Below are 13759 nucleotides of genomic sequence, written 5' to 3' on the forward strand. Positions count from 1 at the left end.
CAAGAAACTTCAGATCTTAATTGATACTGTTCGTTTTCCTACTTGTTGATCTGAATAATGCGGCGATTTATTTTTGCAAAACGCCTTCTAGCCAAATGTTTGCATGATATTCCATAAGAAAACCTAGTTGTGATACCTTATTGAGACAGAACAAGCTGAGACCCGTCAGCGGCCTGTTTCCCGTCACCTAGTAAGACCTCACGGTACTTGATTAGGGTTATCGCCCGCAAATCATCCGGCGTCCTATCCTCTGGCATTTTATAGGTTTGATCCGCCAAGATGTCCCGCATCCAGAGTTCAGCAATCACGGAATGCTCAAGCTCCGGTTCGTAACCCAAAAAGCGATTAAGCCTCTCCTTAACTGCATAACCGTAAGGTGTAAACGTCGCGTGATAATTGCGATAGATAGCCTCGTCGTATTCCAGACAATTATTATGTTTCATATCAGCGTTGCGGATAAGCTTAACATGATCTTCTACCTGATCGTAAAAGTCCTCCTCCAAAATTTGCCCATTCCAGTAGCCTTGAATCAGAGCCCGTAAATACGGTTCAAAGGGCAATATCACGTCGGCAGTCGGTAAATAGCCGAGATTGATTTCAACCAGGGTTTGCCCAATATCTTTCAGATGCGGTAGCGTCGTAGCATCAACGATCAAATCATTCCAGTGGATGGCATTTAAACTGCCCTCAGTAACGGCTTCAGCGAACGCTGCTTCAAAAAGCGCAACATCCCCGCCATAGCGTTCGTTAATTACCTTTTGTTTCCACGTCATTTTTGACTCCCTGGTGCTGAGAGTGTTCAACTATTGCTTATATTAGCATAAATGGACTGATTTTCAACACAAAACTGCTAAAGCGATGGGCAATACTGATGACAAAAACCCGCAACTCCCGGAAGGATTTGAGCATGTTGAAAAGCGACTAAACGAGACGCTACATCAAGTTAAACAAATAGATGATCAGCTAAAAAACATTCCTAAAGAGCGAGGCCCTAAACCCGAATATAAACCTCCTTATTATGTTGGACGTGTGATTCCAGGAAGCCGTGATAAAACGCGAATTGCCTTGGAAGAAAAGCAACATGAATTGAAGGTAGACGCCCTATCCAAGACTGAGAATGATAGCCGTAGCGCGCAAGGTCAGGAAGGACGCGTTGTCCGCGACACCGTGCGAGAAAAGTTATTTCCGAATCCTTACCGGCAGATGAGCGCAGCCGATAGACATCAAGAGCGGCAAACCATCAAGGAAATTGAGCAATCTCAGGATTACATGGATGCTATACTGGTTGAACGAGCTACCCAACGCGACACACCCAAACAACCGGATCAATCAATTAAAGGAGGTCAAAATAAAGCGGAGATGTCGATGTCGGCGCGTTTTTCTATGTCACTGAACTTTACTAAGGCAACCGAAAAAACGGATGCCCAGTCGCGTAAGTCACGTGAGCGCGATGTGGAGCCTGATAGGGATTGAACATTAATAACTTAATCCTTGTCAGGTTCGATCCCTCGATCTTTTGATTTGGTTGGCTTACCCTGTTCTTTCGAGCTTCGATTTCCGGAAAGCCAGGATGGTAGGCGATCCCTTTCCTGCTCCTTTTGGTACTGATTTCGACCGTCTTTGAAACCAACAAGACGTATAAAATCACTATCTATACTGGCGAGTTTCTCGGCTAAGTCTGGTTGATGCTGGGCTATCGTATAGCCTTCGTTGAATCCTTTTAGATATTCTGGTTCAACCTTGTTCTCGTCTTCCATAGCTAGAATGTGTTACGGGCGTTTCGCTCAAGGTAGGTATTAATAGAGTCACGGTCATAAAGGATGACTTTTTTCTGCGGCTGTGAAAAACGTATTTTGCCCTCGTCACGCAGCTTCTGTAACGTGGTTTTTGAGGTGATATTAAGAAGCTGCATGGCTTGCTCACCGGACACCCATTTTTCCTTTTCTTGGCCGTGCTTATCGTTTAAACGCTCAACAACCTCTTCAATGAGCGCATAAAAAGCTTTGTCTTCAAGGCAGATGACTTGCATGACTATATTGGCAGAGTTGATCTTACAATGCGTTACAAAATTACATACCGTTAATTACTTAGTTGGCTGTATCTACTTTGATCACTACGCTTTATTAGGCTTGTTTCCTAAAACTTTATCTAAAGCGTCGTCCGCTTCCTGTGTTGTAAAATTCGATTGATAACCCATCGTGGTCACGATGCTACTGTGCCGATACAAGCGTTGCAGGGTTTTCAGCGGGATCTTATCTCCGGCTTCCTGTGCGAAGGTATGACGTGCCAAGTGCATAGTCAATTTCTTATCGATTTTAGCAGCTGGAGCCACATACTTTTTTAAGCATTTGTCGATGGCACTGGTCTTGAAGGAAATTGTACGCTCTGTGATAAACTTGTCGTCAAGATCGACATCTTTCAACTCAGGGAAAACCAGATCGTTTGAGTTACGCTTGAACACCTTATACTGCTCTAGAATAGCTTCGGCTTTGTCTGGTACTTTTAGAGAGCCGCCCTTATTATTCTTGCCCATTTCATAGTGTAACCGGTCATTTTGAAAATCGGACCATTTCAGACGTAGCACGTCGCTGACACGCATACCGGCAAAGTAGTAAGAAAACAGCCAAAGATTACGGGCATGATGCGGTTGGCCTTCCAAAGGCGCATCTTCTAAATTCTTCAGCTCTTCAGCACTCAGTCCAATCTTTGCGCTATCAGGAAACTTGATTTTCATTTTGCCCTTGCCGAACGGATAATATTTTTCGTCAACAACGCCTTCCTTGATGGCGAAACTAAATACAGAGCGCATCATTACGACGTGATTGACAGCGGAGCGCTCAGACAGGTTAAGTTTAGAACGGACGTGGCCTTTAAAGCGCTCTAAAATGGCAACAGTGATTTCTTGAAATGGTAAATCGTGTTTGATGAATTCTTTGAAGTGCTTGACGCGTGGTTTATCAGCTGTGTACTGATTGTACTTTCCTGCTTCCTTCATGCGTTGGAGATACAAATCTGCCTGAGCAAAAAAGGTGCTGCCTGCGGATGGCTTAATCCTTTGCTTGACAGCCCTGGACGACACGTGCGATTTCTGGGTTTCAAGCTCTAATGAATGATCGTTAGCCTCGGCTAGTTTCTTGAGAATGAGGTTATTCAGTCGGGCGCTATTGGGGTGTGATTTCTTGACGCGCTTCTGAATGTCATCCCAGTCCGACGGGTCAAGATGATGCCCCAGGTGAACAAAGGAGGATTTTCGATCTTTGGTAATACGGAGCGCCAAAGGCAATTTGCCTTCCTTATTAGGTTTCTGGCGCAGAACGATCTTAACGTCAGCCATGTAACACTCACTGTTGGTACAACATAGGTACAACAATGCGTGATTTTACTCGGTTTCAGATGAAGTGATGTATTTTATAAATAACTAGTAATCAGGGTTATCGAACCATATGATTACATATCAAACCATTTTTATAAGGACTGAAAATCCTTGTGTCGGCGGTTCGATTCCGTCCATCACCACTCCAAAAGTGAGGCAGTTACAGCTAAATGTTGTAACTGCCTTTTTGTTTTTTATATTGATTTGATAGTTCAAGTTTTTCATAGCTTACAACCGGTGTAGATTTATTTTCTCCTTTTTACACATCTAAATCTATATAAGCGTTGCTGGCTGGATATGTTGCGAATATAGTAATTTCGCCTATATCAGTATGCACGCATACTATTTTTGGAGCTATTTATAATCAATATGATTAGATCCCATTTTTACAGATTTTCTATTGCTGTAAGCTTGATAGAGCCTTAGTGGTCACAAAACCAGCCAATTATTGCAAAAATCGTGGCTGATCAGTAACTACTGCATGGTTTCTATGTTAACGGGAGCTACATTACTATAAAGGGTGGCAAATAGATGATAGCAGCCTGCATTCAGCCCTAGATTCATTATTAATACATTACAGTTGATAGGAACATGTTGAATCTTAACTGTTGCCAATGTATTCTAATGTATTTTTGCGAATCGCTTATAAACTGACAGTAAGTGTAGAGGCAAGATATAGAACTGTAAATACAGCTTATATACTATAAAATCTAACTGACTATCAGGTGATTATTAGGTAATTTTCTCGATTTTGATCATTCTAATTTGCTTCAGTTGCTAGCGATTTATCTTGATCTAATATGTGAAATGATGCTTCTCTGCAAATGCATTTAGAAGAAATGAATGATTTGAAAACTCAACAGAGTGATATTCCTTTTGACGTACCGATCCTATTTATACTATTTAATAGACCGCAACATGCTCGCCGTGTCTTGGATAGAATTCGAGAAGTGCGCCCGGCTCAATTATTCATAGCTATTGACGGACCACGTGAAGGAAATGTCAAAGATATTGAAGGCGTAAAATTGTGTGTCGAGCTTTTAAATGAAATCGATTGGCCTTGCTCAGTTATTAAACTTATAAGAGAGCAAAACTTAGGTTGTAAGGTGGCTGTCAGTTCGGCTATTACCTGGTTTTTTTCGCAGGTTGAGTTTGGAATTATCCTTGAAGATGACTGCCTGCCCGATAAAAGCTTTTTTTATTTTAGCCGCGAATTGCTTTTGAAATATGAGCAGGATGAACGTGTTATGCACATTGGGGGAACAAAACTCCTATCGAATCATCCTCCAATTTATGACTCGTATACTTTTTCTACTGTTTGTCATATTTGGGGATGGGCAACTTGGAGAAGAGCATGGAAGCATTATGATATGCTGATAAGTGATTACCCTAAACATAAAGAATCATTGATAAAGGAAAAAGTAAAAGACAAATCTTCTCAATTGTATTGGCGAAATATATTTGATCAAACATATAGAGGAGAGTTGGATACTTGGGATTTTCAATGGGTTTATTGTACTTGGATTAATAATGGACTGTCAATTATTCCTGATAGGAATTTAATTACGAATATAGGGTTTGGGGAACTGGCAACCCATACTACTGTCGATAGCCCATTTGCGAATTTGCAAGCCCAGTCTATTGATATACTCCAGCATCCTTCAATAGTAGAAGAAAACATATCCATATCGACTTTTTTTCATCAGACATTATTTCGTTCTCCCTCAACAAAATCGATATGGATTAATCGGATAAGGAAAGGTGTAGGTTTTCTGAAGAAAAAGTGGAAATAAGGCAATAAAGAAAACATCCTCTTTCCTTTCTAAACTATTTTACCTCATTTTCTATCATTAGATGATGTGAAATAGTGTTTTGCCTTAACAGATGAAATATGCAGCCATATAATGAACAAAAAAAAAATGCTATTAATCAGATAGCAGGGGCGGTTATATTATACAACAGTGACTTAAATGTATGTGATAATATCAGGACATATATTAATCAAATTGATATATTATACGTTATTGATAACTCAGAATTTGCTAACGATGAACTGATTAGGAAATTACGGGAATTTAAGACGGTTAAGTATATATCTAATGGTGGTAATAAGGGTATAGCACATGCGCTTAATTTAGCGGCAACAGTTGCAATAAATGACCGATATAGTTATTTATTAACAATGGATGATGATGCTCAACTTCCACTAGATGCCGTCGAAAAAATGGCTAACCATTTGAGTAACTCCACGTATCCTGAACGTATTGGGATTATCTCGGGTGTACACTCCGAAGACTTGGTGGCTAATATACCTTTCCGTAAAGTTCTTTTTACCATGACATCCGGAAATTTGTTGACGTTAGCCGCGTATCAAAAAGTTGGTCCATTTCGAGATGACTTCTTTATCGACCATGTCGATCATGAGTACGGTTTACGATTAAATAGTGCAGATTTTGACGTAATCGAGCTTCCTACTTTATATTTAAATCATAGATTAGGTAAACGTATGGATACGGGATTTTTTCATAAAACGTTTACTTCACATACACCACAACGTTCTTATTACATTGTACGAAATGGTTGGATGTTAGTTACCTTATATAAGAATTCCTTCCCAATAATTAAAGGGTTGGTAATCAATTGGATAGTCCGAGAATGGATGAGGGCCATTTTTTTTGAAGATCAGAAGTTTAGACGAATTCGGTTATTATGGCGTGGAATTAAAGACGCTTTACAGAATCAGCTAGGTCAATTGGTTGAAAAAAGATAATTTTATAATATGCAAGTCAGTTATGAAATTCTAGGAGAAATTTTACTTTACTCGGTAGGGTTTGGTATTTTTTACTATTTACTATATCGCTCATATATTTATTCTATTGTTGACCCATTATTTATTTTTGTATTCAGTACCGCATTTGCAAGTGTATTAGTCATTGAAGTTGTTGAAGATGTAAATAATATTATTCATTATTTTGTTTGTCAGCTATCTGTTTGGGCCGGATTCGTTCTTGTACAAAAGCGTATGACAATGCGAAATCTAGAAATAAGTAAAGTGGTAAATGGCCAGTTCTCAGATGTAGTCCTTTTACGATACGTAGTATATACACTCTATTTTATTTACTTCTTTTCTATTCTTTTATTTCTCCAATCTAAGGGCTTTGCTTTATTTGCTGACAACCCAAGTGAGGCTAAAATAACTAATTTTCAGGAAGGGTTTGGTATATTCCGGAAAATTAACTGGGCAGTAGGAGGAGTTGCTGGAACTGGTCTTATGTATCTTTATCTAGTAGAGTCTAAGCGAAATTATCTTATATTATTACTAATTCTTATTGCTTTGTCTGCATTAGAGGGATCGAAAGGGGCACTTGTTCGTTATGCCGTTACTTTAGGATTTCTTATTTACCATCCTAAATTCCGTGTCAAAAAAAAATTAATTAAGCTGATTCAAAAGATCCAATTCCCTGCCATAGCCAGTATTTTCCTTATTTCATTCATTGTTTTATTTAAAGAAAATGCTAGTGCAGAAACGGCCATATTTGCCTTTTTACGAAGGTTATTATATGGCGCAGATGCCCTACTATACTTTTACCATCCAATTAATGTAGATTACTTTTCACGTTTCTCTATTTGGGATTATCCAGAATATATTATTAATCCCATATTAGGCTTTTTAAGATTAGCGCCTTATCAGGAAGCATTTGGGAATATTATGGTCGACAATGCACTCCCTGAGGGTGTTACGCTTGATGTACTTATTGGTCCCAATACATCTTTCTATACTGAGGGGCGAGTATTTTTTGGTTACTATGGCGCTTTTTTTTATAGTTTTTTATTAGGAGCTTTTTCTTCTTATATTCGAGCTTTATACTTTACATTGAACAAAAGTTCGGCCTTCTTTTTTGTTTTCCTTGGTACCATTTTTCAGTTTTCTAATGCAATATTAGTCGATTTGAAATTTTTTATTACTCAGTCATTTGATGTAATCCTTCTGGTAATTCCTGTTTATATTGTTGTTTCTTTACTGGTGCGACGTAAGTTTGTTTTACGTGCAATAGAATTTATAAGACCATCACAAAATTGAATTCAGTTGCCATAAACGTCTTTTTGATGGAATCTAAAATAATTACCTCTACTACCTACCGTCACCGTAGTCATTTTATATAATTTTAATAGCCTAGAATAGCATCTATAATCAGCATTTTATATCTACTTCTCTTGTCCAAACGGAAAATTAAACGGACTCCAATGCTTTACGGCAGTTAGTTAGGCTGGTTAGCCTTTTCTTGTGGAAGGGGGGTAGCCATAGTAGTCTTTATAGGCTCTCCCAAACGATGATACACTCCCAAAGCCAACGGCATAGGCGACCTGAGTGGGCTGAAGACCCTGCTCCAGCATTTCGTTACCTCGTTGTAGACGGTAGTTACGGATGACTTCACGAGCCGTCAGGTCGACTAATCCCTTAAGTTTTCGAGTGAGAGTGCGACTACTCAAGGCCAACTCATCGGCCAACTGATCTACATCAAAATCAGTCCGGTCAATGTGTTGCTCCAAAACGGCATACATTTGGTTTAAGAAAGGAGGGGTATCTGGTGCAGGAGCTTGTGGTGTTTCATTAAATAGTGCCGAACCAGTAAAGGTTCGTTGCCAGTAAGCCTGCATAGTAGCCTGTCTTCGACGTAGCGTCTGTAATCGTAGCAATAATTCGGCAGGAAGAAAAGGCTTGGTTAGATAATCATCGGCTCCTGTTTCATAACCGATAAGCCGCTCTTCAACAGTTGATTTTGCTGTCAGAATGATTAGCGGAATATGATCAGTTCGAAGGTCGGAACGTAGAGCACGACACATATCAAGCCCATCGAGCCGGGGCATCATCAGGTCGGTTATGATAAGCTCAGGTAACGTATCAAGTGCCATATATAAACCTTCTTCACCATCCGCGGCTTCAATAAGTGTATAATACGGTTTCAGAATCATACGTATGTATGTACGCAGATCACTGTTATCTTCAACTAGTAATAACAATGGTTTCTCTGATGGATCGGCCAAGTTCTCACCATTATGATTGTCTGTTACAAAGGGTAGCTCGTTAACATTAACCATCCCTGCTGATTGCTCGATCATTGCCGATTGAGTAATATGTTGCCTCTTGCTGGTTGGTAAAACTAAGTCTTCAATTTCTTGGATAGGTATTGACAGATGAAACGTTGTGCCTATACCAGGCTGGCTACTTACTGTAATTGACCCATTTAATAATTGTACTAACTCGTATGTGAGGGCAAGACCCACGCCTGTGCCTACTTCCGACCGAATACTGGAGCCCTCTCCCTGATAAAAACGATCAAATAGATGGGGGATTTCTTCTGCAGTGATGCCTTCGCCCGTATCACGTATTTCTACAAGGATTCCCGTTTGGTTATAAATGGCTTTTACATTGACCGACCCTCCGGCTTGCGTGTGTTTTATAGCGTTGCTGAGAAGGTTAGTCAGAATTTTTTCTACTTTGTCGGCATCGTATAGAGCGAGCCATTCGTCTTGATTTTGATCAAGTGTAAGTGTTAAAGAGCGACTTTGTGCAAGAGAGTCGAATAGAGCAACCCAAACGCGCATATCCTGAGCCAAATTTCCTGATGTCGGCAAATTTCTCATTTGATGAGCATCAAGTTTAGCTAACTCTAATAGCTGATTAATCAGCGTTTGTAGGCGCTCGGCATTGCGATGCATGAGTGTATACAGTTCGTTGCCAGGAAACCGCTCATGTAGGGTCTGCAAGGGCCCTAGCAATAACGTAACAGGAGTACGAAGTTCGTGCGAAACATTGGTAAAAAAGTCTGTTTTTAGCTTATCGAGGGCTTGTATATTTTCACGCCGAGTCTGCTCAAGGCTCAGACTATCAGCTGTACGGATACGTTCGCGAGTAGCCTGCCATAACATCATTACAAAGAAAAACGGTTCAGCAATCGTACTCAGTACCATAAGGAACTTAAGAGATTCTTCACCGAGAGAACCTGTAAAAAAACCAGCGTTACGTCCGTAGAAATAAGTGTAGATTGGTAGTAACAATAACAACGACATTACATTCCATATAACTGGCCGGATACCACTTATATACAGGGCAACCAGTAGCGAGACGGTAAATCCATACATAATGGCCTGTATGGCTATCATCATCCAGGTAATGGTTGGGTGGCGGACAAAAAAACTTAATCCTACATACAATAGACCTATTATGGCAAAACCTGTATATAACCAGACTAAACGAGGCAAGTATTGGGATAATCGACAAGCCTGTACCACGTAATATGCCAATGCCGGAAATAGCAAGCCCACCGCTACGTAATTGCTTGTGTGAGCCCAGTATGGCGAAGTTGGAAATAAAATGCTCGAATAGCCGCTCGAAAACAAGGTGCTCATGCAAACTATCAGGCCCCATAGCGCGTAGGCACGTAACACCGTAACCCGATACATAAATAGGAGCAACGCCAGCATGAACAATGTCAGCATAAACACAAGCGTAAACACAACGTAGCGGTCCATGTCGGGCAGTCTGTCTGAAACGAACATGTCCTTATCCCAGACTTTCCACTGATATCCATGATGTTGTGTCGCCAGAACGCGTGCGTAAAAAGTCTGAGGATCCTTGCCTGATAATGTTACATAAAGTGTTGGGTAACGTGTCTTAGGGTTTCGCTTTGTATAAGGTATAAAGTCACCCGCATACTGAATATTCCAGCCAATAAGTGGGTCAGGTTGATAAAGTGTTACGCTATCAACATAAAAATTAGTTAATTCCAATGCATAACTGTGTAGACCTCCTGTAGCTTTTTGTACCGTAAACCGACACCAGATCGGATGAGTTGTGAACCCTAGCATTAGCGTCGAATCGCTGACCGATTGCCAGCCAGATTGGCGACTTTTTATTTTCTGGGGAGATGCCAGATCCGTTGAATCAACCAAATACTCAAAAGCCAGATTGATAGCCTTAGATGGATGATCGGAAGGTAGTTGATTAATAAGGGCTTGCGCTTCTGCTTTTAGACCTAACAAAAGCCAAAGACAGAATACAGATAACCCCTTAAATAATCTAAACATCCTCATACTCATCCTCCTGGCAACTCAGCCAACCGCATATTAAGCCCGCTTATTGCTATTTATTTACCCTCGTGGACGTCAATTATTATGCTTATTGAACTCGCTTATTATTGAATCGTTAGATTTTAGTAGGTATCTAACTTGCATGAACCACTAAATTAATCTTACTTATTAATCAGTTGATACACACATTTTTAGTGCCAAATGTTACTTGCTTATACCCTTTTTACATATACTGATTTGTTGGTATATAGTATCAAGTTAACTTTATAAATACATGTGTTTGATAAACAATGATTAACAAAAATAAAAAACACAATTCAAATAGTTACTGTTTGGGTATAAGCCTGTAGAATTTTATTCAACAGGCTTACACCCCTCGGCATTTTCACGGAAAAGTACCAGTCAGAAATACTCTTAGGAATTGTCTAAATTTAGCAGCGGTTATGATACTCTAAAAAAGTAAGTGTATAGGCTATTTGTTATAGCGCAGCTTAGAGCTGAAGGGGTATTGAAATGAAAAACCCGCTTAAACAGGCTGTTTAGGCGGGTTTTTTTACGTTTAGTGCTCCCGAAGGGACTTGAATATATTGTGTAAATATTTGATAATCAGTATGTGAATTAGTTAGCAAATTTAAGGGGGACGGAATAGGGGACGGATTGGGAAATAAGCTAATATTTCTTTCAAGCTATGTAATTTTACCCTGAAACAAGCGGCTTGTATAGGCTACTTGGTTTGGTCTGAGCCAAGCGGGTGGTTCCCTTGGTTCATTGGGTCGGGTGGGTGGTTCCCCCGACCTTTTTATATCTTTACTTCAATATTCCGGATTCTAGTCAAGTAACAACATTCTCATTTCCAGTGTATTATACTTAAATTCCGGATTCTAGTCAAGTAAGGATTAGCCCCAATAAGGTATGTATACGGCGAATTTGACAGCGGAACTGTTAGGGTCTTTTAGTTTGATTCTGCCCGCTTCTATCGCATCCCGAATAATTCTTGATATTTGTGAGCGCTGTTTTTCATTCATTTTAAATCGCTCACGTAGGCTTGTGTTGGTCATACCATCGCTAGAAAAATATCTAATTATGCTGTGTTGGTAGCAAGCCTCAATACGTTCTGTTTGTGTCATATTGGCAAAACTACGTGGACTATACATCGTCACTCTAAACGAGTTTGCATTTTCTTCAAACTTTAATGGAGGTAAACCATACAGTTCAATAGCTGTAACTGCCTTTTCCATACCTGAACCCCTCTCTTCGCATATATAATATCGTCTAAAGGCTGAAGCTAGTACTTCATTACGTGATTCAGGAGTCGTTCTTATTAGTCTATCTATTTTTTTAGAGGGTAATAGTTTGCCTGGATTAGATATTTCGATTCTATCATCAAATACTTCAATCATAGGTCCTGCCCCTTTAACCGTTAGATCTTGGTGAATTAACGCGTTTGCTATTAGTTCACGTAATGCTATTAGGGGGTAAATGCTAGTTTCATGGCGGAAAGCATTTTTAATTATTTCGCTTCCAGGGAGCATATCTTTTAAAAATGTTATTAGCCCTTCAAAGCCAATGGCATAGCCCATTTTTCCTGGATATTCTCGAATAGTGTTGATCTTATTTACACCATTATAACGTATCAGCCTAATTGTTTTTCGGGCTAGGCCATCAAACGAATTTAGATCGTAAGCTGCTGACAACGCACCTATGTTGGTAATATAATAACCAGCTCCGTCAACAGCTTCAACCATCTTTTCGTCAACCATCCAGCTTATAATTTCCTCTTTTGAAGAGGGTATAGGTTTTCTTAATAAACCAAAAATGGATCTATAGTCAAGTAGAGTAAGGACTTCATCTAAGGTTTTTGCTTTTGTGGCATGTAGCTCTTCGAAATGTGGAGTCTTACTATTTAATAACAGGCCTCCTACATCATGTCGGGAGGCTTGGCGTGTTGTTCCTCCACTACGAATCCATGTATCTTCTAATCGGCCTCCTCTCCTAATAACAGGTTTTACTGAACTCTCCTTAATATAAATTAATAGGACATATTTTCCTTCATATGTTTCGATTGTATGGTCGATACTTACAGGAGGCTCTAAGGTATTGCGACCGATATCTGCCAAGCGTTCAATAATATTCGCGGCTACTTCTCTACTAAGGCCTACTACTGCAGCATCTGTATCTCTGATTCCAAAGGCTAGGAACCCTCCCCCTGGTTGATTGGCAAAAGCAGATAAATGTTGGCATAAGCGGTCCTTGTTAGGAGACAAATGTTCTTTCCAGTCTAACTCATTCAGCTCTTGAGGGATTGTTTGCAGACTATTAATCAGTAGTGCTAAAGCCCTGTTAATCCATTCTTTGTACATTTCTCAATCAAGTAAAATACTACTGATTATCAGATGGTTATGTTGGAATTCCGGATTCCAGTCAAGTAAAGCTGATAATAAATCAACAAGACAAAATAAACAGGAAATGAGAATGTTAGAGCGAATCGCGTACAATTGTTTTGTATGAAGCGATAAGAATATAACTATATTAGTCTTATGCAATTTACGTTAAAATGTACTGTTATAGCATTCCCTGAACACTCGCGGAGTACTATAAATTTTATATAGAACATGGTGATTTGCTCAAAACCAACCAGTTCAGCTTTAAATTGTAGATTATACATATGGACAAAAAGACAGACAGGCTTATACGGCTGGTAAAACAAGCGCAGGAGCAATATTCTGATGAGTATTTAGTAATTGCTGTGCCAGGCTTTATTTCAAAAAAATTTATAGCATACTGTGCTATGAAACAAGATTTAGAGCTTATTATTCAATATATAAATGAATTGAGGGCTAATCATACAGGTATTATAAAATCGGCACTGTCGTATTCTTTAATTTCTTTGTATGGCAAGTGTTTTACTGATGCCTCGAAAAACAGTTTTCCTAAACTTGAACCCTCTAATTTGTTTAGTGAAGGTGAAGACAATTATGAAACTCATAAGTACCTGATGAACCTAAGACATCAATTTATTGCGCATAGAGGTGATAGAGAAAACGAAATAGGAATATCATATATGCTAATCCCTAAAGAAGGTTCATTAGATAATTCACAGGTACGATTTAGTCAAATAAAGATGGCTGGATTCTCAGTAGAAGAGCTAGATCGAATTGAGGGTCTATTAAGTTATTTAATCGAAAAACTTTGGGAGAAAATTCAAAAGAGTAGCCAAAAAGTTTATGATGGAGTACTAAGCCTTTTTAACCCTGAACAATTATCTCTAATGTTAATGAACGCCGCAAAATAGAT

At 39.4% G+C, this 13759-nt stretch carries 11 protein-coding genes; 5 read left to right on the top strand and 6 right to left on the bottom strand.

Annotated features, from left to right (window positions below):
* Positions 1–137: 137 nt before the first annotated feature.
* Positions 138–773, bottom strand: coding sequence for a hypothetical protein (locus tag ACYVD4_RS30385; RefSeq protein WP_460952037.1), 636 nt, complete (start codon positions 771–773; stop codon positions 138–140).
* An 85-nt stretch (positions 774–858) separates the two neighbouring features.
* Here ACYVD4_RS30385 and ACYVD4_RS30390 point away from each other — a divergent pair, with 85 nt between their 5' ends.
* On the top strand, positions 859–1473 hold the full coding sequence (locus ACYVD4_RS30390) for a hypothetical protein (RefSeq protein WP_460952039.1): 615 nt from the start codon (positions 859–861) through the stop codon (positions 1471–1473).
* Between the two features lie 11 nt (positions 1474–1484).
* Here the strand turns inward: ACYVD4_RS30390 and ACYVD4_RS30395 are convergent, their stop codons facing one another.
* The 3 genes from ACYVD4_RS30395 to ACYVD4_RS30405 form a co-directional block, all read right to left on the bottom strand.
* Entirely contained in the window at positions 1485–1757 is a 273-nt protein-coding gene (locus tag ACYVD4_RS30395; protein WP_460952041.1) for a hypothetical protein, read from the bottom strand.
* Between the two features lie 2 nt (positions 1758–1759).
* The gene (locus ACYVD4_RS30400) at positions 1760–2029 is read right to left on the bottom strand and encodes a helix-turn-helix domain-containing protein (RefSeq protein WP_460952043.1); all 270 of its coding nucleotides are present in this window, start codon (positions 2027–2029) and stop codon (positions 1760–1762) included.
* Positions 2030–2113: 84 nt separating this feature from the next.
* Positions 2114–3334, bottom strand: coding sequence for a tyrosine-type recombinase/integrase (locus tag ACYVD4_RS30405; RefSeq protein WP_460952045.1), 1221 nt, complete (start codon positions 3332–3334; stop codon positions 2114–2116).
* Between the two features lie 863 nt (positions 3335–4197).
* Between ACYVD4_RS30405 and ACYVD4_RS30410 the strand changes: the two genes are divergently transcribed.
* From ACYVD4_RS30410 to ACYVD4_RS30420, 3 genes are all read left to right on the top strand, one after another.
* A complete protein-coding gene (locus ACYVD4_RS30410) occupies positions 4198–5166 on the top strand; it encodes a nucleotide-diphospho-sugar transferase (RefSeq protein ID WP_460952047.1) in 969 nt (322 codons plus the stop codon).
* A gap of 98 nt (positions 5167–5264) precedes the next feature.
* Complete coding sequence (locus ACYVD4_RS30415; protein WP_460952049.1) at positions 5265–6143, top strand: glycosyltransferase; 879 nt, start codon at positions 5265–5267, stop codon at positions 6141–6143.
* 9 nt (positions 6144–6152) lie between these two features.
* Positions 6153–7454, top strand: a complete 1302-nt coding sequence (locus tag ACYVD4_RS30420; protein ID WP_460952050.1) for an oligosaccharide repeat unit polymerase — start codon at positions 6153–6155, stop codon at positions 7452–7454.
* A 191-nt stretch (positions 7455–7645) separates the two neighbouring features.
* Here ACYVD4_RS30420 and ACYVD4_RS30425 read toward each other — a convergent pair whose 3' ends face one another.
* Positions 7646–10417, bottom strand: coding sequence for an ATP-binding protein (locus tag ACYVD4_RS30425; protein WP_460952051.1), 2772 nt, complete (start codon positions 10415–10417; stop codon positions 7646–7648).
* A gap of 944 nt (positions 10418–11361) precedes the next feature.
* On the bottom strand, positions 11362–12825 hold the full coding sequence (locus ACYVD4_RS30430; RefSeq protein WP_460952052.1) for an ATP-binding protein: 1464 nt from the start codon (positions 12823–12825) through the stop codon (positions 11362–11364).
* Between the two features lie 305 nt (positions 12826–13130).
* Between ACYVD4_RS30430 and ACYVD4_RS30435 the strand changes: the two genes are divergently transcribed.
* Positions 13131–13757, top strand: coding sequence for a hypothetical protein (locus tag ACYVD4_RS30435; RefSeq protein ID WP_460952054.1), 627 nt, complete (start codon positions 13131–13133; stop codon positions 13755–13757).
* Positions 13758–13759 lie beyond the last annotated feature (2 nt).

It is taken from the genome of Spirosoma daeguense (genome assembly GCF_054776875.1).